Here is a 21,458-nt window from a genome sequence, read left to right as displayed (position 1 = left end):
ATTTTGTTTAGGCAGTAAAAAAGCCTTGTAAGAATTATCTTACAAGGCTTTTGGTATCTTGGCGGAGTGGACGGGACTCGAACCCGCGACCCCCGGCGTGACAGGCCGGTATTCTAACCAACTGAACTACCACTCCTAGTAGTTATGTGCTCAACACCTTAAGGTGTTGGCGTCCCCACGGGGATTCGAACCCCGGTTGCCGCCGTGAAAGGGCGATGTCCTAGGCCTCTAGACGATGGGGACCTAAGCTGTTAGCTTTTTGCTAACCGATAAAACAAAATTATAAGACTTAAATTTAAAATTGTCAAGCTAATTTTGTTTTGTTTCTTTGTTTTGGTGGAGGTAAGCGGGATCGAACCGCTGACCTCTTGCATGCCATGCAAGCGCTCTCCCAGCTGAGCTATACCCCCGTATGCGTTAAGCTTTTAAGCTCTCTGCAACAAAGAAATATAATTATGCACTAAATTTTTATTTTGTGCAAGTCTTTTTTTTTAATTTAAAAAAGACTATGTTAGACGACAACTAAGCATAAACCTAAGCTAAAAACAATGGCCTTTTTGCTTGGTTTGCCGTAAAAAAATAATTATAGCATGGTTTTATTAAAAGTAAAGCCCTAATTGTTGTGCTGAGAGTGTGGATGAGTGGCTCGTAGTTTCCGTCCTAATAAGAGTAGTACTAATAGAGACCAGGTGACGATAGGCCAATTTCCTAATTGCACATAGGGGGTAAGACCTTGGGTGCCTTGGACCTCTACATCTAAAATACCCACGGTATGGGTAGGTAAGAGTGCTTGGACCTCTCCGGTAGGAAAAATGGCGGCCGTTGCCCCTGTGTTGGTGGCGCGTAACATTGGGCGAGCCGTTTCTATACTACGCATGCGTGCAATTTGTAAATGCTGACGCAAGGCCCATGTATCTCCAAACCACGCTAAATTACTGATGTTGATAAGCATTGTTGCTCCATCACCATGATCGGCGTGAGGACGCACGCTTTGAATGATTTCCTCGCCAAATACATCCTCATAACAAATGTCTGGTCCGATATGCTGTTGGTGAAGGGACAAGTTAGCTTGGCGTGTGGCGCCACGGTTAAAATCCCCCAGGGGAATATGCAATAACTCTAAAAACCAATGAAAGCCTGGGGGGATAAACTCGCCAAAGGGAACCAGATGGTGTTTGTCATAGCGGTAGTCTAACTGAAGCTGTTGAATAGCCGTTGGGTTGCTGTTTTGATCAATACTAATCACGCTATTGGTATAGATGCCGCGTTCCCCTTGTTGGGCATAGAGCGGCGCCCCAAGTAAAATTGTAGCTTGTTGTTGTTTGGCGATATCGATCCATTCCTGCCAAAAATCTAATTGCCATTGATGTTGAAATAGAGGAATGATGGTCTCGGGCAGAATAATCAGTGTGGGAGAGGCTTCTGGATCTTTTGGGGCGGCGGCAGCAAGTTGTTTGTAAAGTTTAACCCCGTCTTGTAAGTGAGCTGGGTCAAATTTCATTTGCTGATCGATATTTCCCTGGGCAAGACGGACATAAAAAGGGTCACCATGCGGCTGATGCCATTGGATGCCACCGAGTAAAATACCAGCCAAAGCGCCTAATAATGCGAGCCCAAGCGGGAAGCTATATGATTTAGGGGCATGCTTATGTGTATTGAGCGCAAACAAAGCCATGACCGCGGCGGTAAAAGCCACCCACCACGCGACTCCATATGCCCCAAGGACTGTGGCCCAACCAGTGAACATGCTGTCCACGTGAGCATAGGCAATATTAAGCCAGGGAAAGCCTGTTAAAAAAGTACCGCGCACCCATTCTAATAGAGTCCACGCGCTGGCCCAAATGGCAGCGGCAGCAAGTTGTTGTTGCCAAGCACCGCGCGCATTAGGAATAAAAAAGCGAACTAAGGCAATAGCCACCACATAATAAAGCGCCATTAGTCCTGCAAAGAGCGCGACAGCCATAGCGGCGAGTAAAAAGGGCATGCCGCCATATTGGTGCATGCTGATATGTAGCCAGTAGATGCCTACCCCAAAATTCGCTAATCCAAACCCAAAAGCCCCCCATACAAACTGGCTCGCTCGAGCGGCTTTAAAGCTGTAAAAAGCCAAGCAAGCCAAGGTGATGAGCTGCACAAAGGGTAAAAAGTGCAGGGGGAGTGGATCGGGAGCAAAGCTAATTGCATGTAGAGCCCCAATCCCAAATAAGGGTAGAAAATAGGAAAAAGCAGAACGTTGTGCAGTCACAGCATTACTCAGTTGAGGTGTCCGACACAAGAGGGGTGGTTTCGCGCTGTACGTGGAGCCAGAGCGCACGTTTGGGGTCAGCGCGAACAACTGTGATTTTGATGCCTTGGATAGCTGTACTGTCCCCGCGCTTAGGGATTTGTCCCATTTCGGCCGCGAGCCAACCACCAATGGTGTCATAATCTTCGTCGGATAAATGCGTACCAAAGGCTTCGTTAAAGTCACCGATTTCCGTTACTGCCATAACTCGCCAACTGTTATTACCGGCTTGGAAGATGGTTTGCGCATCGTCCTCATCGTATTCGTCTTCAATATCGCCAACAATTTGCTCAAGTACGTCTTCCATGGTGACTAAACCAGCAGTACCCCCGTGCTCATCAATGACGATAGCAATATGATTACGGCTACTTCGAAACTCGCGTAAAAGCACATTGAGTTTTTTGGTTTCTGGGATAAAGACCGCAGGCCGAATTAAAGGGCGTAAATCAATATTTGGGTTAGCAATGGAAAGGAGTAAGTCTTTGGCGAGTAAGATACCGACGATATTATCGCGATCGCCATCATAGACAGGAAAACGTGAGCGACCGGTTTCGACGATAAAAGGAAGAAGCTCGGCGAGGGGCTTGTTGACATCGATGAGATCGATTTTAGAGCGTGGCACCATAATATCGGATACGGTTTTGCTTGCCACATCTAAAGCCCCTACGATCATAGCGTAGGCTTCATTATCGATAATTTGACGCTCGAGCGCTGCCTCGAGAATTGCTTTAATATCTTCGCGATCAGCGGGTTCAGCGCGACGTTTAAAAAAACGACTAAAAGCAGAGGGGCGTTTTTTAGAACGCGATTCGGGTTCGGGTGATAAAGATTCTGACATGCCCTAAAGGACGGAGTTAATAATGATTAAGCATAACCCAAAATGAGTTAGGGGTTGGGCTTAATTTTAGTGGTAAGGATTAGGAATATCCATAGTATGTAGGATATCGATTTCCAAGGATTCCATTTCTTCGGCCTCCTCGTCATCCAGGTGATCATAACCTAAAGCATGAAGTACGCCATGGATACAGAGGTGTGCAGCATGATGTAAAAAGGGTTTTTTTTGCTCTTTAGCTTCTTGTATCAGTACTGGGATACAAATAATAATATCGCTGCTGAGCGTACCCGTTGCATCAATACCATATTCAAAGGTTAACACGTTCGTTGCATAGTCTTTATGACGAAACTGTTGGTTTAAAGCTCGGCCTTCTGTTTCATCGCAAAAACGCAACGTTAATGCGATTTTTTGAAAAGGAACGGTCTGGTTGGCTTCCTGATAAATTGCCGCGATCTCGTGCACCGTGGTGCGTACCCACTGGTAAAGCAAGGGCTCGGTTAATTCCGGATGAGGGGTTTGGAATTGTAGGTTAAGTTCAATATCAACCATGATTATTGGTTATGTGCCTCGTAGGCTTCGACGATGCGTCCCACCAAAGGATGGCGCACCACGTCTTGGCTTGTTAGTTGGCTAAGCGCAATGCCTTTGACCCCTTTTAGGATGGAGATAGCATGCATTAAACCACTGGACTGCCCTTTGGGAAGGTCTACCTGAGATGGGTCTCCGGTGATGACAGCTTTACTACCAAAGCCGGTGCGCGTGAGAAACATCTTCATTTGTGAGGGTGTGGTGTTTTGTGCCTCATCCAAAATGATAAAGGAGTGATTAAGAGTGCGCCCGCGCATATAAGCAAGGGGAGCAATCTCGATGGTTTGCTTTTCAAATAAGCGTTGTACTTTTTCAAAGCCCATCAAATCATATAGGGCATCGTAAAGCGGACGCAAATAAGGGTCGACTTTTTGTGATAAGTCACCTGGTAAAAAGCCCAGACGTTCGCCGGCCTCTACAGCGGGACGGGTGAGTACAATGCGCTCTACGGCTTCGCGTTCTAAGGCATCTATTGCACAAGCCACTGCCAAAAAGGTCTTACCCGTACCGGCTGGACCAACACCAAAGGTAATATCGTGATTTAAAATTTGGGCTAAATAGTCCCTTTGCCGTGGTGTGCGCGGGCGTAAATCACGGCGCCGTGTGCGTAGGTTTAGCTCCCCTTCGTTTAGTACGGGAGCAACGGGAACGTATTCTTCGCTAAAGTCGGTAATAGGATCGGTAGAGCTAGGTTTATGCTGAGCTTTAAGCTCAACTAAACCTAACTGGATATCGTCTAAGCTGAGCGCTTTGTGGACCGAGCGGTCATGGAACCAGCGAATTGCATCCGCGGCGGGCTCGGCTAAGTCTCCCTCGATGATGACGTGTTCGCCGCGGCGACGCAGCTGCACATCATATGCCACGGCGATTTGTCGTAGATTTTCATCAAGAGGCCCGCAGAAATTAGCTAAATGCGTGTTATCGCCCTCTAGGTGTACCGTTTGCTTTAATTTAGACATTAGGCTCCGCTCACGCTTTCGGTGGTGACAATTTCGCCCCGCAAGGTGTTCGTCATGGCTTCGGTAATACGAACTTTTACCATTTGACCAATAAGGCGAGCCTGACCTGGGAAGTTAACAATACGGTTATTCTCCGTACGCCCCATGATCTCGGAATCATCGCGACGGGAAAGACGCTCGACCAGAACCATTTGTTCCGTGCCAATCATGCTTTGGGCAATGGCGTTAGCCTGCTCGTTGATGAGGGCTTGTAAACGGTGCAAACGGTTGAGTTTTTCTTCTTTGGTGACATCGTCCTCAAGATCTGCGGCAGGGGTGCCGGGACGACGAGAATACACAAAAGAAAACGAGGTATCAAAGCCCACGTCGCGGATTAGCTGCATGGTTTTTTCGAAATCGGCTTCAGTTTCGCCAGGAAAGCCAACAATGAAATCCGATGAGAGGGTGAGCCCGGGGCGAGCCTCGCGCAGGCGTCGAGCGATGGATTTAAACTCTAGTGCTGTGTAGCCACGCTTCATGGCGCTGAGTACACGGTCACTACCTGCTTGCACAGGCAAGTGTAAAAACGGCACCAGTTTGGGTAATTTGCCATGTGCTTCGATGAGGCGCGATGTCATCTCTTTGGGGTGCGAGGTGGTGTAGCGAATGCGCTCGATGCCAGGGATTTCGTGTACATACTCGAGGAGCATGGCAAAGTCGGCGATCTCCTCGGAGTCGGGCAAGGCACCACGGTATGCGTTTACGTTTTGACCTAAAAGGGTGACCTCTTTTACCCCTTGGTCTGCCAAATCAGCGACCTCGATGAGAACATCCTCGAAAGGACGGGAAATCTCGGCACCACGTGTGTAGGGCACGACGCAGAAGCTGCAGTATTTGCTACAGCCTTCCATAATGGAGACAAAGGCCGTTGGCCCTTCGATGCGTGCTGGGGGGAGGTTGTCGAATTTTTCAATTTCAGGAAAGCTGATATCGACTTGGGCACGCCCACGTTTTTTGCGCTCTACAATGAGCTCGGGTAAGCGATGCAAGGTTTGTGGGCCAAAGACCACATCTACATAAGGCGCACGCTCGATAATCGTTTTGCCTTCTTGGCTGGCCACACAGCCACCTACACCAATAATGAGATTGGGATTTTGCTGTTTAAGATGGCGCACACGCCCTAAATCAGAAAAAACTTTTTCTTGTGCTTTTTCGCGTACGGAGCAGGTATTAAAAAGAATAATATCGGCTTCGTCAGGGTTGGTAGTGAGCTCAATGGGGCCGTGCTCATTGAGAACATCTGCCATTTTATCCGAATCGTACTCATTCATTTGGCAGCCAAAAGTGCGAATGAAGAGTTTTTTGGGTGATGCTGTGGTAGTTACGGTATTTTGTAATGGGTCTTTTTGCATAATGATAAGCCGTAGCGGGTGTTGACCCCGTGGGCAAAAATAAGATTAAACCTCTAATTATAACCATGTAATTGGATTTCAATAAAAAAAAGAGGGTGAGCGTGGATTTAAAACAGCATGGTGCTTTGTAATGAGTTGTTTCATGGTGCTGTCATATTCGCTATTCACTATGAAGATTCCTATTTTCTACTGGACAGAGATGATGAAACGACGCTTTATTGCACTAATAGCTATGATGATGGTGGCGCCCATGACTCAAGCAGCACCAGAGTGTTTAGCTGGTGATTTAGATACGCGGTTTTGTGATCGCGATGGAGATTTGGTCGCCGATGCTCCTACAGATCCTAAGGAGTGGGTAGATCCCAAAACATTGATTTTTGCGTATACCCCCGTAGAAGATCCAGAGGTATATCGGGGGGTGTGGGATGAGTTTTTACAACATATGGCTAAAGTAACAGGGAAAAAGGTACAGTTTTTTCCTGTGCAGTCTAATGCCGCTCAAATAGAGGCTATGCGCTCGGGACGTTTGCATGTAGCGGGTTTTAATACCGGTAGTAACCCGATTGCTGTTAACTGCGCTGGCTTTGTTCCTTTTACGATTATGGCTGATAAACAGGGCGCCTACGGTTATGAAATGGAAATTATTGTTCCTGCTGATAGCCCGATTCAGCAAGTAGAAGAGTTAAAAGGTAAAACCGTAGCGTTTACTACTCAGACCTCAAACTCGGGGTATAAAGCGCCTTCGGCCATTTTGGCGAGTCAGTATCAGCTAGAAGCTGGGCGAGACTTTACGCCAGCGTTTTCCGGCAAGCATGATAACTCCATTATTGGGATTGCGAATAAGGACTATGATGCGGCGGCGGTGGCTAACTCGGTCTTAAATCGTATGCTGCAACGTGAGGTTGTGGACGCAACAAAGCTGCGTAGTATTTATAAATCACAAACGTTTCCGACCACAGGCTATGGCTATGTTTATAACCTGAAGCCAGAGCTAGCTGAAAAAGTGAAAGAGGCTTTTTTTACTTTTAATTGGGAGGGCACGGCGCTATTAAAAGAATTCGGTAAATCACAGCCTGCGCAAGAAAGCTTTATCCCTATTACTTATAAAGAACACTGGGCTGTAGTAAGAGAAATTGATAAGGCGATGAACGTCAGTTACCACTGCCAATAGGGAAAAGCATGTCACATTTATCCAAGGCAACACCGTTATTGCAGCTGTCTGGGCTAACAAAGCAATATCGTGCTGATTTTACGGCATTAAACGAGGTCAGCCTGTCTATTCCACATGGGCAGGTACTGGCTTTGATAGGTCCTTCAGGAGCAGGCAAAAGCACATTAATTCGTTGTGTGAATCGTTTAGTCGAACCGAGTGCTGGTAGCGTGCAGTTAAAAGGGCAGGAGCTAACCCAGCTTGGTTCGACGGCATTGCGCAAAACACGGCGTCGCTTGGGCATGATTTTCCAAGAGTATGCGCTCGTAGAGCGACTTAGCGTGATGGAAAATGTGCTCTCTGGGCGTTTGGGCTATGTTGGGTTTTGGCAAAGTTGGCGTCGGCGTTATCCCGCGACCGATATTGAGCGGGCTTTTGCTTTACTAGAGCGAGTAGGGTTGGCTGGGTTTGAAAATCAGCGTGCGGATGCATTGTCAGGAGGTCAACGGCAGCGTGTGGGGATTGCACGGGCGCTGATGCAAGAGCCCGACCTGTTGCTCGTCGATGAACCTACGGCAAGCCTGGATCCAAAAACCTCACGACAAATTATGCGTCTTTTAAATGAAATTTGTACAGAGCGACAATTGTCCGCCATCATTAATATTCATGACGTGGAATTAGCAAAACGCTATGCAGATCGCATTGTGGGTTTAAAAGCTGGAAGGGTGGTGTATGACGGCACGGTAGAGAACCTGAGTGCGGAGGTGTTAACCACCATTTATGGCGAAGAGGATTGGAGTGATACGCAGCCAACCGCATTTGCTTCTTCGGTGGTTAGAGGGCAGTTTGAACAGGTGGTGGCATGAGACGTCAGTGGCAACCTACGCCGTGGTTCCGTAAACCTTGGCACCGTTATGGCATGAGTGTAGCGGTGCTGGTGTACTTATATTTAGCCCTAAATAGTCTTTCTATTAATTATGAGCGTTTAGCCGAAGGGATAGTGCGAGGGTGGGCGTTTATTCAAGCCTTTGCTCAGCCGGATTTTAGCAGCCGTTCGTTTGAGATTTTCGAGGGGTTTATAGAAAGTATTGCGATGACAGTTGTGGCCACAGCGCTGGGTATTGTTTTGAGTATTCCCTTGGGACTAGGTTGTGCCCGTAACATCAGTCCTGCCTGGTTGGTGAAGGGGTGTCGTGCACTCGTAGGTACAGCACGAGCGCTACCAGAAATTATTATTGCTATCTTTTTGGTGAAAATGTTTGGCTTTGGGCCGCTGGCAGGCATGTTGACCTTAGTGATCGCGACAATTGGTTTTTTCGCAAAGCTAATGGGCGATGAAATTGAAACTGCGTCAGCGGCTCAGCTAGAGGCCATTCAAGCGACGGGTGCAAGCTGGTGGCAATGGGTTAATTATGCGGTTCAGCCTCAAATTTTGCCACGTATGGTGGGTTTAGCCATGTACCGTTTAGACATTAATTTTCGCGAGTCTGCGGTCATCGGTATTGTCGGTGCTGGAGGAATTGGAGCCACATTGAACACGGCTTTTGGGCGTTACGAATTTGAGACAGCGGCAGCAGTATTGCTTTTGATTATCGTGATTGTGATGGCATGTGAATACACTTCGGGTTGGGTAAGAAGGAGCTATCTATGAGTAGGTCCGCACTCAACATGCCTGTATGGCGTCAGCGTACGACAAAGCAACAGTGGCTCAGCTGGGGGCTGTGGTTGCTGGCGGTTTGCCTGTTTGCTTGGGCATGGCGTGTTATCAGCGATCAAACTATTTGGGAGTTTGCTTGGGATGCCCCCACTGCGGGGTGGGACATGTTGTCACGCATGTTTCCACCACGTTGGGCATATTTAGCACAACTTTGGCAGCCACTGTGGGATACATTAAATATTGCAACGTTAGGAACGGCGTTAGGTGCTTTGATTGCGATACCGGTGGCGTTTTTAGCTGCACGTAACACCACGCCTTGGCCTTGGCTCAGTCGTCCAGCCGCGTTATTCATTATCGTAAGCTCGCGTTCGATTAACTCGTTGATTTGGGCCATGTTGTTAGTGACTATCTTAGGTCCTGGGGTGTTAGCGGGGATTTTTGCCATTGCGTTGCGTTCAGTGGGGTTTATTGGCAAGCTTTTGTATGAAAGTATCGAAGAAGTAGATCCTAAGCAGGTGGAAGCCATCGTCGCTACTGGAGCAAGCTCAGCTCAAGTCGTCATGATGGCCATAATCCCGCAGCTCCTGCCCACTATGGTAGGCACGACCGTATATCGGTGGGATATCAATATAAGGGAATCCACAGTACTTGGCATTGTCGGTGCTGGTGGGCTTGGGCTGCCATTGATGGCGTCGGTGGATACCCTGGCATGGCCACAGGTGACGGTGATTTTTATTATGATTTTGTTTACGGTTTGGTTGGCTGAGGTGGTCTCGAATCGGATTCGACAGCGTATTATTTAATTAAAAAGCATCATAAAAAAACGCTCTACTTTTTTTGTAGAGCGTTTTTTTTGGCACGGAGTTTTAATCCATGATTTCTACGGCTGGATCCTCGTCTTTATTAACAGGTTTGGGGATCAGGTCTTCGCGCTTTAAGCCTAAGCCTAGGGAAATCCCAGAAGCCACAAAAACAGAAGAATAAATACCAAACCAAATCCCAATGGTTAATGCCAATGAGAAGTAGTGCAAGGTAGGCCCACCAAAAAATAGCATGGATAGCACCATGAGCTGCGTGGAGCCATGAGTAATAATCGTACGAGAGATGTTTTGAGTAATGGAGAGGTTAATGATCTCCGGTACAGGCATACGACGTTGCTTACGGAAGTTTTCACGGATACGGTCCATGACCACCACGGACTCGTTCACCGAGTAGCCTAGTACGGCAAGCACCCCAGCTAGCACGGGCAAAGAAAACTCCCATTGGAATAGGGCAAAAAAGCCTAGGATAATGACCACGTCGTGTAAGTTTGCCACCGCGCAGGCAATAGCGAGCTTCCATTCAAAGCGGAAAGCCAAATACACCATAATGCCAATGACCACAAAAAGTAGCGCCATCAAGCCATTATGAATCAGCTCTTGCCCAACTTGTGGGCCAACGAACTCTACCCGCCGTAGCTCCACATCGCTATGTTGTGCCTGAAGTGCTCTGAGTACGGATTCGCTTTGGGCTGTGGTGTCATTGGTATCGGTAGCCGGTAAGCGGATCAAAACATCTTGCGATGTACCAAAGCTTTGAACCTGAAAGTCGTTGTAGCCTAAGTCAGTTAAGGCTTCGCGGACCTCCTCTACCTGTGCGGTTTGCTGGTAGTGGACCTCCATGACCGTACCGCCGGTAAACTCAATAGAAAGATTAAAGCCACGTGTGACGATAAAAAACACGGCGGCAATAAATACGGCCAAACTGATAAGGTTCAGCAGCTTAACATGGCGCATAAAAGGAATAATGCGCGAAATACGAAAAAATTCCATGACTAGTCTGCCTTATTCGTGTCTTTAGGTTTCCATACCTGACCGATGGAAATATGTTGCAGGCGACGACGCCCACCGTACCAAAGGTTAACCAAAGCTCGTACCCCTACGACAGAGGAGAACATGGAGGTCAAAATCCCTATGGTGTGGACCACGGCAAAGCCACGTACGGGGCCGGAACCAAAGGTGAGCAGGGCCACTCCCACAATGAGGCTAGTTAAGTTTGAGTCAAAAATGGTGGCCCATGCCCGATCAAAACCGGCGTGAATAGCGGCTTGTGGGCTAAGTCCATTGCGTAGCTCTTCGCGTATGCGCTCGTTGATCAAAACGTTAGCATCAATGGCCATACCTAGTGTTAAGGCAAGCGCGGCAATACCCGGTAGGGTCATGGTAGCTTGCAGCATAGATAACACGGCGATCAAGAGCAGTAGGTTAAAGGTGAGACCTAAGGTAGAAAAGATCCCAAATAGGTGGTAATAGGCGATGATGAAAATGGCGAGTGCAATAAAACCATACAACGTGGAGTTAAAACCCTGTTGGATGTTTTCTGCACCAAGGCTAGGCCCAATGGTTCGCTCTTCGATAATAGCCATGGGGGCTGCCAAAGAGCCGGCGCGTAAAAGCAAGGCAACGTCAGCGGCTTCTTGTACACCCATGCTGCCGGAGATTTGTACCTGTCCACCGGGGATTTCAGAGCGAATCACAGGCGCCGTGACGACTTCGCCTTGCCCTTTTTCAAATAAGACAATCGCTAAACGCTTGTTGATGTTGTTGCGCGTGACATCACGGAAAATGCGGGCGCCCTTACTATCTAGCGTTAGGTTGACAGTGGGTTGTTGGGTTTGTGAGTCGCGTCCAGGTTGAGCGTCTTGAAGGTTTTCACCGGTAAGAATGACCTGTCGACGCAGCAAAAGCTCATGACCATCACGGTCTTTATAGCGCTCTAAACCAAAAGGAACGGTGCCGGCTGCAAGGGCTGCCATGGCGGTAGGAGAGTCATCGACCATCCGGATTTCTAAGGTAGCAGTGCGGCCTAGAATCTCTTTGGCTTTTGCTACGTCTTGCACACCAGGTAGTTGAACCACGATGCGATCAGCCCCCTGTTGCTGGATAATGGGTTCAGCAACACCTAGCTCGTTAATTCGATTATGTAAAGTGGTGATGTTTTGACGTAAGGCGTTTGATTGTGCCTGCAGAATAGAGGCTTCAGATAAGGTCGCTTGGAGCTGGTTGTCTGAGGTAGGAGCAAATTGCAAATCCGGGATTTGACGACGTAGACGAGTTTGAGCCTCATCACGAGCTGTAGGAGAGTCAAAACGCATGACAACAGACTGATCTTGACGCTCAATGCTTTGTGCGCGTAGATCGGCCTCTCGTAATACGGTACGAATTTCTGAAGCGAGCGAATCATAGCGGCCATTGAGGGCGCCTTGCATGTCAACTTCGAGCAAGAAGTGCACGCCACCACGCAAGTCTAAGCCTAGGTGCATGGGTTTAGCACCCAGAGAGGTCAACCAGTTTGGGGTAGCGGACATTAAGTTTAAAGCAACCGTATAGGAAGGGTCCTCGGCATTGGGGACCAATTCTTTTTCCAAAATGTCTTTGGCTTTGAGCTGGGTGTCTGTGGAGTCAAAGCGAATACGCACGGTGCCGGCAGGACCATTTTGTTCGAAATAGCTACCGCTGATAGGGATATTGTGACGGCGTAGTATGTCTTCTACACGGCTTAGGGTGGAGACGTCTACTTTGACGACGGACTTGGCGCTGGCAATTTGTACAGCGGGTGATTCACCAAATAAATTGGGTATGGAGTACAGCACCCCAATTATGAGGGCCACCAATACGGTGAGGTATTTCCAAAGGGGATAACGGTTCATAGTTCTAGCGGCAACGGTACGAAAAGGAGATCGGTCTAGTATGGACTAGACCGACAAGATAGCGTAACCCATTAGAGGGATTTGATCGTGCCTTTTGGCAGAACAGAGCTAACAGCCTGACGCTGTAGCAGAATCTCAACGGGTTTATCGGCTAAGTCTGCGACTTCGAGTGTGATGTAGTTATCGCTGACTTTGGTGATTTTTCCTAGAATGCCGCCACCAGTGATGACCTCATCGCCTTTAGCAAGGTTGGCCACCATATTGCGATGCTCTTTCTGACGTTTCATCTGGGGACGAATCATCAAAAAATATAAAATCACAAACATTAAAATGATGGGTAGCATGCTAGCGAGGGCATTGGGCTCTGCTTGAGCAGGAACCAGTGTTAACACGTCGGTTAAAGTCATAAGAGTTGCTCCACAAAGGGAAAGTATTCAGGAAATAGTTAGCTAAAAGGGGCTATTGTAATGCTTAATCGGTGCCTCGGGCGCGATCTTCTTGAAATTGTGCCCGCCACTGAGAAAATTCTCCAGCTTCAATCGCATCGCGCATCTCTTGCATGATTTGTAAATAAAAATGTAAGTTATGCAGCGTATTAAGTCGAGCCCCTGTGATCTCATTGGCTCGCTGTAAGTGATGCAAGTACGAGCGGCTGAAGTGTTGACAGGTGTGGCACGAGCAGCTGGGGTCTAAAGGTTTGGTATCGTCTTTATAGCGAGCATTACGGATTTTAACGTCACCAAAACGAGTAAAGAGCCAGCCATTACGCGCGTTGCGTGTAGGCATAACGCAGTCAAACATATCTACCCCATTGGCGACCCCGTCAACGAGATCTTCTGGCGTTCCCACACCCATTAAATAGCGGGGGGCTTGCTCAGGTAATGCGGGCGTGATGTGAGAAAGAATGCGTAGCATATCTTCTTTGGGTTCGCCAACAGAGAGCCCACCGATAGCGTAGCCTTCAAAGCCAATATCGACCAGTCCCGCTAAAGATTCATCGCGCAGATCTTCGTACATACCCCCTTGAACAATGCCAAATAAGGCATTGGGGTTTTCTGATTCTTTAAACGCCGTACGTGAACGCTTAGCCCAGCGTAAAGACATGCGCATTGATTGCGCCGCCTCATCGTGAGTGGCGGGGCGGTCGTTGATTAAGTATGGCGTACACTCATCAAACACCATGGCTATATCCGAATTCAAAGCACGCTGGATTTGCATGGATTTTTCTGGGGTGAGAAAGAGACGGTCGCCGTTAATGGGAGAGGCAAAGGTAACCCCCTCTTCGGTAATTTTACGCATACCTTTAAGGCTGAAAACCTGAAAGCCCCCAGAGTCGGTCAAAATAGGTTTGTTCCAGCCCATAAAATCATGGAGCCCACCGTGTAGATCCATAATCTCGGTACCGGGGCGTAACCATAGGTGGAAGGTATTCCCTAAGATAATTTGTGCTTGAATGTCTTCCAGTTCATGTGGAAGCATGGCTTTTACGCTGCCATAGGTGCCTACGGGCATAAAAATAGGGGTTTGCACTTGACCATGGTTGAGTGTGATCGTACCGCGACGTGCTTGGCCGTCAGTGGTTAATAATTGAAAATTGAGTCCGCTCATGAATTTTTTTCTATAAACATGGCATCGCCATAGCTAAAAAATCGGTATTGTTGTTCTACTGCGTGCTGATAAGCGGCGCGAATGGGCTCAATACCAGCTAAGGCAGACACTAACATTAATAGGGTGGATTGAGGTAGATGAAAGTTAGTAATTAAGGCATCCACATAGTGAAATGTATAGCCTGGGGTGATAAAAATACGGGTGTCGCCGCATTGATCACCATTGCTAAGGGTTAGGCCTTGAGTGAGCTCCGGTTGGGCGGCAGACTCAAGAGCACGAACACTGGTTGTCCCCACTGCAATCACGCGATTTCCTGCGGCGCGAGTTTGCTCAATAAGCGCTAGAGTTTCGGCTGGAACCACATAGCGTTCGGCATGCATTTGGTGGTCTTCTATATGCTCAACACGTACCGGCTGAAAGGTACCTGCGCCCACATGAAGGGTGACAAACGCCGTTTGTATGCCCTGCTTTTGTAATAAGGCTAGCATATTTTCATCAAAGTGCAGCCCTGCAGTGGGGGCGGCAACGGCGCCAGGCTCAGAGGCATACACCGTTTGATAGCGCTGTTCATCTTCGGCGTCCGCAGTATGGTTAATATAAGGTGGTAGCGGTAGTGCTCCATATTGCTCTAGAGCGGCCAGCGCTGGTTGGTTAAAGCGCACATGAAAGAGTGCGTCATCGCGGCCAGTAACGGTGAGGATGAGAGCGCCTTCAGCAAAGAGTAAGTCTGTGCCTGGTTTAGGAGCTTTGCTGGCACGAATATGCGCGATGGCATGGTACTCATCCAGCACACGTTCAATGAGTACTTCGACCCGGCCACCGGTGTGCTTTTGCCCTTGGAGGCGGGCTTTAATGACTTGAGTATTATTAAAAACCAATAAGTCACCGGCGCGCAGCAACTGTGGCAAGGCGCTAAATTGGCTGTCGTAATAATGCCCGTTTTTTTCTAAAACAAGTAAACGGCTGCCCACACGTTCTGGGGCAGGGTGCTGGGCGATTAAGGCCTCAGGTAGATGGTAGTCAAATAAAGACAGGGAAAGCTTAGCAGAATCGGCCATAACGAATAAAATAAGAAGCAACAGCAATAGGCATAACTAGCTATTTTAAGCCGATTGCTGGATTTGCATATAAAAATCCATGGGTGGACAGATTTTGGTTATGCTTAGATCATAAAGTCGGATTTGTAGAAATAACAGGGCAAAACATGAATAAGCTAAAAAAACGCGCCATGCTTTGGGTGGCTCTATGGGTAGTCAGTGTGCCAGTTTTAGCGCAAGCACTGCCTGCTGAGTTACAGCAAGCTTGGAAAAACACGCGGCTCTCTGAGCAAAATCTATCGGTCTATATCAAAGAGGTGGACGGTCCTACCTTAGTAAATCATAACGCGACCACGCCTCGTAACCCAGCTTCTGTCATGAAAATGGTGACTACATGGGCGGGGCTATCGGCTTTAGGGCCCGAACACACATGGCGTACTACCTTATATCGACAAGCAAACGCGACGATTGATGCTCAGGGCACCCTACAAGGCCCTTTATATATTCAGGCATCGGGTGACCCCTTTTTTTCCATATCAGACTTATGGAATTTGTTACGTGACTTACGTTTGCGAGGTGTTAAAAACTTAAGCGAAGTGGTGGTGGATCGCTCTGTTTTTGGGCAGGTGGCCACAGACCCTTATGCGTTTGATGGGGCTGGGGATCGTCCTTATAATGCAAGTCCTGATGCCATGATGGTTGGTTTTGGGGCGTCGCGCTTATTGTTTTTGCCGGATGAGAAGAATAAAAAATGGATAGGCGTGATGGATCCACCGGTTCCCGGCCTACGCATAGACAACCAAGTCAGTTGGAGCGACCAACGCTGCCCAGGTTCTCCGGCTATTAGTACCCGTATACAACAAGCACCCAATGGCATTCAGGTTGTTGCTTCGGGTACAGCTGCCGGCTCCTGTGGCGAGTTCAGTGTATATCGCCTTACCATGGGGCAACAGCCATTTTTCAATCATGTTTTTAAAATGATTTGGAAAGAGCTGGGTGGCACGTTAGCGCACGATATTCGCTCGGGTAAAGTCCCTGCTCAGGCAAAAGCGTTAGCTTGGCATGACTCGCCTACACTGGCAGATCAAATACGTGTGATCAATAAACAAAGTAATAATGTAATGGCAACGTTGTTGTTATTGCGGTTAGGGCAACAGCTAAATGGTGCTGGGGCAACGGTAGTTACCGCAGAGCAGGCCGCGATGCGGGTGTTGCAGTCGCAGGGAATCAATACCAATGGCTGGCGTATTGATAATGGCTCAGGGCTATCACGACAAGCGCGGGTAACGGCGCAGGGTATGGCGCAGATGTTGGATGTGATTTGGCGCTCTAATTACATGCCAGAGTTTATGTCGTCGTTAGCCATTGCCGGGGTAGATGGCACGGTACGACGACGGTTAAAGGACGATGAGGTTCAGGGTCGTGCTCATTTAAAAACCGGCACCTTACGCGATGCACGTGCTTTGGCAGGATATGTTTTAGGCACGAGCGGCAAACGCTATATTATGGTGAGTATGGTCAATGGCGAGGGGGCTGCTTCGGTTCGGCCTTTTGATGATGCGCTAGTAAAATGGCTTGCCGCCCAATAATTTTTGTTCAATAACAAACCTAATGGATTAGGTGATTACTTAATGAGTACAGCATGGCTATACATGAAATACAACACCCTTTGATTCGCCATAAGCTTGGTCTAATGCGTAGAGCAGATTTAAGCACCAAGAATTTTCGGGAAATGTCGCAAGAGATTGCGGCATTGCTGACCTATGAGGCCACCAAAGACTTACCTTTAGAATCCACCACCATCGAAGGTTGGTGCGGTGAGGTGGACGTAGAAAAAATTGCTGGTAAAAAAGTAACCGTTGTGCCAATTTTACGTGCTGGGATTGGGATGTTAGATGGCGTGTTAAGTCTTATCCCGGGTGCTAAGGTCTCTGTGATTGGTATTGCTCGTAATGAGGAAACCTTCGAGGCTCAAACGTATTTAGAGCGGCTTGTGGGTGAGCTTGACCAACGCTTTGCGTTAATTATTGACCCAATGCTGGCTACAGGGGGATCGATGGTCGCCACGATCGATTTATTAAAGAAAGCTGGCTGTAAAACGATTCGGGCCTTAGTACTGGTTGCCGCCCCCGAGGGGATACGTACTGTACAAAACGCCCATCCAGATGTGGAAATTTATACAGCATCGATAGATAGTCATTTGGATGAAAATGGCTATATTGTGCCCGGTTTAGGGGATGCTGGGGATCGTATTTTTGGTACACGCCAAAAAGTGGAGTCCTGATTTATTTTTACTTTTGCGATATTTTTTTACAATCCTTGCGCCATCTAAACACGCAGAGTGATAAAAAATCAGGTAGCATAAACTGAGTGCATATCTATTTATGCTTTAGTTAATAAATAGAGTGTTGATGGATTGCTTCGTTATTTTATTACTCAAGGAGTTCAATCATGGTTACCAAACGAAATGCGCAAAAAGTAGAGGACGACTTCATGGAAGACGTTAAAAAAAGTCTAGATGAAGCCGAGCGCTTGCTTAGCGAGGCCGCAGAGGCGACAGGCGATAAAGCCAATGAGATTCGCGAGGCCGCCATGCGATCCTTGCGTAACACGCGCGAAGCCTTGCAAGATACGCAGGACGCCATTGTAGAAAGTGGTCGTCAGGCCGCTAAGGCCACGGATCATTACGTGCACGATAATCCTTGGCAAGCGATTGGTATCGCAGGGATTGTTGGCTTGCTCTTCGGGATGTTAGTGAGCCGTAAGTAATTGATGATATAGCCCCCTAAACCCATAGGGGGCTTTTTTGACAAAAGGATTACGCATGTCCTTAAGACAACGTGTAGGGGATCTAAGCAGCACCGCAATTTCGATTGTGCGTACACGCCTAGAGTTGTTTGCCCTAGAAGCCGGGCAACAAAAATCAGGGTTGCTAACATTATTAGCTATGTTATTTGGTGCGTTGCTATTTTCTACCTTGGCGTTATTGATATTTAGTTTATTAATTGCTTTGTTTTTTTGGCCTACAGAATATCGTTATTGGGCAATTGGTATTTTAATTGTGGTCTATGCAGGATTAGCGGCAGTTTTAGTGTTAACGATTATGAATCGATTAAATAAAGGGCCTATGCCATTTGCTGCTACGATAGAGGAGCTAGGCAAAGATATCCAAATGTTAGAACGCTTACGATCCGATGATGAGGCGAAATAATGGCAAAAAAAACAGAAATTAATCGCTTGGTTCGTATCGAATTGTTACGGGCGCGTGCGGAGCTAGAGCGCCGCGAGGCGTGCTATTTAGCCCGTGAAATTAGTAGTTCGCTACAGCCTGAACATTTGTTAGGTATGGTTAAAGGTCAATTTACCCAAGGTCTATCTGCAAGCTTTGGGGCAGGATCCAAAGCGGGAGGATGGTTGGATTTTGTCTTGTCCTTAGGAAAGCGATACCCGCTAGTGGTATCCGGGCTATCAGCGCTTGCAGGTACGGTGGTTGGTAAGAAAAAGTGGCGCTTAGGCGCCTTAGCGATGACGGGCTGGCGCCTATTTAGTGCTTATCAAAAACTTCAAAAGAAGAAAAAAGAAAAATACATTCAACCCAGTCAACCCAAAAGTGGGCGAGTGATCGGGCCTTTTTAATCATTTAGGCCATGCCTGTATGTTCGAATAAGGGCTGGTCTTTTTCCACGTCTCCAGAGGTCTGTACTCGTTGCTGGTTTTGCTGTGCAAAGTCCAGCATTTTTTTTAGAGCTTGAAAGGCTTTGGTGCGTACCGGAGCGGGGACCTCTATGGCGGTTGTCGAAGGCTGTTGTAATAGTGTTTGAACTTTTTCGATAGTGTTTAAGCCCATCCATGGACAAAATGCGCAGCTTTTACAGCTGCCGCTATGACCAGCAGTGGGGGCTGCAATGAATTGCTTATGTGGTGCGGCTTGGCGCATTGCATGCAAAATATGCTGGTCTGTTGCCACAATGCATAGGGTAGCAGGATGCGTGCTAGCGGCTTTGATAAGCTGGGTTGTAGAGCCTACGATATCAGCTAGAGCAATGACATCGGCGGGAGATTCTGGGTGTACTAAGGTAAGCGCTTCGGGATGCTGCGCTTGCAAAGCGGCTAGCTCTTTGGCCTTAAATTCTTCGTGCACCACACAAGCTCCATCCCAAATTACCATATCGGCTTGGGTTTGGCTTTGGATCCAATGCCCAAGATATTTATCTGGGGCCCAGAGGATTTTTTTCCCTTGATTATGTAAATGACGTACAACGTCTAGGGCGATAGAAGAGGTAATCACCCAATCGGCTTGGGCTTTCACGGCGGCGCTGGTGTTGGCATACACCACGACCACTCTATCTGGGTGTTGCGCTTTAAACGCAGCAAAGGCTTCACTAGGACAATGGATGTCTAAAGAACAGGTGGCATCTTGGTCGAGCAAGTACACGGTTTTGTCGGGACTAAGTATTTTAGCGGTTTCTGCCATGAACTTCACACCCGCTACCATGAGGGTTTGAGCAGGATGATCGTGGCCAAAGCGCGCCATTTCTAGCGAGTCCCCAACACAACCTTGGCTCAGTTTTGCGAGATCTTGAACCAGTGGATCGGTATAGTAATGAGCGATGAGGGCGATATTTTTTTCTTGTAATTGGGTCGCTAGTTCTTGTAGTGAGGGCATAGCGTCTCCTTATTGCTCTTTTTGAGCATAATGGGGGTAAAAAATAATAGCAATTATGCTTTTTTTGAGTATAAGTAGAGATGAAGAAAAAAACAAGCGGTAAAAACCGCCTGTTTTTTATGAGCTTTGCGCGAAAAACCCCGTCCTTTAGGGTAGTGAGGTTGTCAAAAGCCGAGCTTGTCCCAGATGCTATCCACTTTTAGGCGTGTGGCTTCGTCCATTTTGATGACGCGGCCCCATTCGCGCTGGGTTTCTCCCGGCCATTTGTTGGTGGCGTCCATGCCCATTTTGCCCCCCAATCCTGAAACCGGCGACGCAAAATCCAAATAGTCGATAGGGGTGTTTTCCACTAGTACCGTATCGCGCACAGGATCCATACGCGTTGTCATGGCCCAGATGACTTCTTTCCAATCTCGCGTGTTTACATCCTCATCGACCACAACAATAAATTTGGTGTACATAAATTGTCGCAGAATACTCCATACGCCGAACATCACGCGCTTAGCATGTCCGGCATATTGTTTGCGGATGGAGACCACAGCCAGTCGATAGCTACAGCCTTCGGGAGGTAGGTAAAAATCGACAATCTCAGGGAGTTGCCTTTTTAATAAGGGGACAAAAACCTCGTTTAACGCCACCCCGAGTACAGCAGGCTCATCTGGGGGTTTGCCCGTGTAGGTGCTGTGGTAGATAGGATTTTTACGCATAGTGATGCGCTCGACCGTAAACACTGGGAACCAGTCTTGCTCGTTGTAATACCCAGTGTGGTCGCCATAGGGCCCCTCTAAGGCCATTTCGTAATCCGAGGGGGGAAGTGGATTGACTCCCTCGGGTACGTCGGGAGTCATAGCATCTGGGTGGTTGGCAGGTAAAATATGGCCCTCGAGCACGATTTCAGCAAAGGCCGGCACAGATAAGTCGCTGCCGATTGCCTTAGCTAGCTCGGTTTTAGCACCACGCAATAACCCTGCAAACTGATACTCTGACAAACTGTCCGGTACAGGTGTTACAGCCCCTAAAATGGTTGCTGGATCGCAGCCCAGAGCTACAGCAACAGGAAAAGGCTGACCGGGGTGAGCCAAAGCATGATCCCTAAAATCTAAGGCGCCCCCACGGTGCGATAACCAGCGCATAATAAGCTTATTGCGCCCTAGCTGTTGTTGGCGATAAATGCCTAGGTTTTGACGTTTAGCATGTGGGCCTTTGGTGATGACTAATCCCCATGTTAATAAGGGGGCAGCGTCTTCGGGCCAACAGTGTTGCAAAGGGATCGTATCCAGGTCTACGTCGTCGCCCTCAAGGATGATTTCTTGGCAGGCTGGGTTTTTAATCTGTTTGGGTGCCATATCCCAAAGGGCGGCTTTTAGCATGGAGATTTTAGATAGAGCATCTTTAAAGCCGCGCGGAGGCTCTGGCTCACGCAGGTTAGCAAGCAGCTCACCAACGTCGCGTAGAGCGTCGATGTTTTCGGCTCCCATGCCCCAAGCAACGCGTTTTGGTGTACCAAATAAGTTAGCGAGCACCGGCATTTTGGCTGGCTGGCCGAGATGAATGGGGTTTTCAAACAACAATGCTGGGCCTTCGGCGCGTAAAAC

Annotated in this window: 21 protein-coding genes and 3 tRNA genes; 9 read left to right on the top strand and 15 right to left on the bottom strand. The window is 48.1% G+C overall.

Translation table 11 applies throughout. The features are described from left to right. Positions 1-59 precede the first annotated feature (59 nt). From Q1V74_RS08710 to miaB, 8 genes are all read right to left on the bottom strand, one after another. Positions 60-136 (bottom strand) — tRNA-Asp (locus tag Q1V74_RS08710). Between the two features lie 31 nt (positions 137-167). Continuing rightward, a tRNA-Glu gene (locus Q1V74_RS08705) sits at positions 168-243 on the bottom strand. Between the two features lie 91 nt (positions 244-334). Next, positions 335-410 (bottom strand) — tRNA-Ala (locus tag Q1V74_RS08700). A 203-nt stretch (positions 411-613) separates the two neighbouring features. Further along, entirely contained in the window at positions 614-2,245 is a 1,632-nt protein-coding gene (gene lnt, locus Q1V74_RS08695) for an apolipoprotein N-acyltransferase (protein WP_300648181.1), read from the bottom strand. A 4-nt stretch (positions 2,246-2,249) separates the two neighbouring features. After that, a complete protein-coding gene (locus Q1V74_RS08690; protein WP_300648179.1) occupies positions 2,250-3,122 on the bottom strand; it encodes a transporter associated domain-containing protein in 873 nt (290 codons plus the stop codon). Positions 3,123-3,188: 66 nt separating this feature from the next. Next, the gene (gene ybeY, locus Q1V74_RS08685; protein WP_300648177.1) at positions 3,189-3,668 is read right to left on the bottom strand and encodes an rRNA maturation RNase YbeY; all 480 of its coding nucleotides are present in this window, start codon (positions 3,666-3,668) and stop codon (positions 3,189-3,191) included. A gap of 2 nt (positions 3,669-3,670) precedes the next feature. After that, positions 3,671-4,666, bottom strand: coding sequence for a PhoH family protein (locus Q1V74_RS08680; protein ID WP_300648175.1), 996 nt, complete (start codon positions 4,664-4,666; stop codon positions 3,671-3,673). Continuing rightward, on the bottom strand, positions 4,666-6,057 hold the full coding sequence (miaB, locus tag Q1V74_RS08675) for a tRNA (N6-isopentenyl adenosine(37)-C2)-methylthiotransferase MiaB (protein WP_300648173.1): 1,392 nt from the start codon (positions 6,055-6,057) through the stop codon (positions 4,666-4,668). Before miaB ends, Q1V74_RS08680 begins: the two co-directional genes overlap by 1 nt. A 169-nt stretch (positions 6,058-6,226) precedes the next feature. On the opposite strand from miaB, the gene phnD reads away from it, so the two are divergent. The 4 genes from phnD to phnE (Q1V74_RS08655) are packed head-to-tail and all read left to right on the top strand — an operon-like array spanning position 6,227 to position 9,667. Then, a complete protein-coding gene (gene phnD, locus Q1V74_RS08670; protein WP_300648171.1) occupies positions 6,227-7,228 on the top strand; it encodes a phosphate/phosphite/phosphonate ABC transporter substrate-binding protein in 1,002 nt (333 codons plus the stop codon). 8 nt (positions 7,229-7,236) lie between these two features. Then, positions 7,237-8,073 carry a phosphonate ABC transporter ATP-binding protein gene (gene phnC, locus Q1V74_RS08665; protein ID WP_300648169.1) on the top strand — a complete coding sequence of 279 codons (837 nt, stop codon included), beginning with the start codon at positions 7,237-7,239 and terminating at the stop codon, positions 8,071-8,073. After that, positions 8,070-8,858: a phosphonate ABC transporter, permease protein PhnE gene (phnE, locus tag Q1V74_RS08660; protein ID WP_300648167.1), complete on the top strand. Its 789-nt coding sequence runs from the start codon at positions 8,070-8,072 to the stop codon at positions 8,856-8,858. Before phnC ends, phnE (Q1V74_RS08660) begins: the two co-directional genes overlap by 4 nt. Further along, complete coding sequence (gene phnE, locus Q1V74_RS08655; RefSeq protein WP_300648165.1) at positions 8,855-9,667, top strand: phosphonate ABC transporter, permease protein PhnE; 813 nt, start codon at positions 8,855-8,857, stop codon at positions 9,665-9,667. Before phnE (Q1V74_RS08660) ends, phnE (Q1V74_RS08655) begins: the two co-directional genes overlap by 4 nt. 63 nt (positions 9,668-9,730) lie before the next feature. Here the strand turns inward: phnE (Q1V74_RS08655) and secF are convergent, their stop codons facing one another. The 5 genes from secF to queA form a co-directional block, all read right to left on the bottom strand. After that, on the bottom strand, positions 9,731-10,675 hold the full coding sequence (gene secF / locus Q1V74_RS08650; RefSeq protein ID WP_300648163.1) for a protein translocase subunit SecF: 945 nt from the start codon (positions 10,673-10,675) through the stop codon (positions 9,731-9,733). Positions 10,676-10,677: 2 nt separating this feature from the next. Continuing rightward, complete coding sequence (gene secD, locus Q1V74_RS08645; protein WP_300648161.1) at positions 10,678-12,552, bottom strand: protein translocase subunit SecD; 1,875 nt, start codon at positions 12,550-12,552, stop codon at positions 10,678-10,680. A 71-nt stretch (positions 12,553-12,623) separates the two neighbouring features. Further along, positions 12,624-12,959 carry a preprotein translocase subunit YajC gene (gene yajC / locus Q1V74_RS08640; RefSeq protein ID WP_260649311.1) on the bottom strand — a complete coding sequence of 112 codons (336 nt, stop codon included), beginning with the start codon at positions 12,957-12,959 and terminating at the stop codon, positions 12,624-12,626. Between the two features lie 64 nt (positions 12,960-13,023). After that, positions 13,024-14,160, bottom strand: coding sequence for a tRNA guanosine(34) transglycosylase Tgt (gene tgt, locus Q1V74_RS08635; protein WP_300648158.1), 1,137 nt, complete (start codon positions 14,158-14,160; stop codon positions 13,024-13,026). After that, a complete protein-coding gene (queA, locus tag Q1V74_RS08630) occupies positions 14,157-15,218 on the bottom strand; it encodes a tRNA preQ1(34) S-adenosylmethionine ribosyltransferase-isomerase QueA (RefSeq protein ID WP_300648157.1) in 1,062 nt (353 codons plus the stop codon). The genes tgt and queA overlap by 4 nt, the downstream gene beginning before the upstream one ends. 146 nt (positions 15,219-15,364) lie before the next feature. Between queA and dacB the strand changes: the two genes are divergently transcribed. The 5 genes from dacB to Q1V74_RS08605 all read left to right on the top strand — a co-directional run bounded on the left by dacB (position 15,365) and on the right by Q1V74_RS08605 (position 18,833). Next, entirely contained in the window at positions 15,365-16,786 is a 1,422-nt protein-coding gene (dacB, locus tag Q1V74_RS08625) for a D-alanyl-D-alanine carboxypeptidase/D-alanyl-D-alanine-endopeptidase (protein WP_300648155.1), read from the top strand. Positions 16,787-16,839: 53 nt separating this feature from the next. Further along, complete coding sequence (upp, locus tag Q1V74_RS08620) at positions 16,840-17,481, top strand: uracil phosphoribosyltransferase (protein WP_300648153.1); 642 nt, start codon at positions 16,840-16,842, stop codon at positions 17,479-17,481. A gap of 167 nt (positions 17,482-17,648) precedes the next feature. After that, the gene (locus Q1V74_RS08615; RefSeq protein WP_260649306.1) at positions 17,649-17,966 is read left to right on the top strand and encodes a YqjD family protein; all 318 of its coding nucleotides are present in this window, start codon (positions 17,649-17,651) and stop codon (positions 17,964-17,966) included. Positions 17,967-18,021: 55 nt separating this feature from the next. Beyond that, entirely contained in the window at positions 18,022-18,408 is a 387-nt protein-coding gene (locus tag Q1V74_RS08610) for a phage holin family protein (RefSeq protein ID WP_260649305.1), read from the top strand. Next, positions 18,408-18,833 (top strand): hypothetical protein, encoded by a 426-nt coding sequence (locus tag Q1V74_RS08605; protein WP_300648150.1) that lies wholly within the window; start codon positions 18,408-18,410, stop codon positions 18,831-18,833. Before Q1V74_RS08610 ends, Q1V74_RS08605 begins: the two co-directional genes overlap by 1 nt. A gap of 4 nt (positions 18,834-18,837) precedes the next feature. On the opposite strand, the gene nadA is transcribed toward Q1V74_RS08605, so the two are convergent. Both nadA and Q1V74_RS08595 read right to left on the bottom strand, forming a co-directional pair. After that, on the bottom strand, positions 18,838-19,863 hold the full coding sequence (gene nadA / locus Q1V74_RS08600; RefSeq protein ID WP_300648148.1) for a quinolinate synthase NadA: 1,026 nt from the start codon (positions 19,861-19,863) through the stop codon (positions 18,838-18,840). 164 nt (positions 19,864-20,027) lie between these two features. Next, a partial coding sequence (locus tag Q1V74_RS08595; protein ID WP_300648146.1) for a UbiD family decarboxylase occupies positions 20,028-21,458 on the bottom strand: 1,431 nt, incomplete at its 5' end.

This window comes from Paenalcaligenes sp. (assembly GCF_030152715.1).
Classification (GTDB): Bacteria; Pseudomonadota; Gammaproteobacteria; order Burkholderiales; family Burkholderiaceae_B; genus Paenalcaligenes; species Paenalcaligenes hermetiae.
The sequence above is the reverse complement of the archived record's forward strand: the minus strand, read 5'-3'. Positions and strand labels throughout refer to the sequence as shown.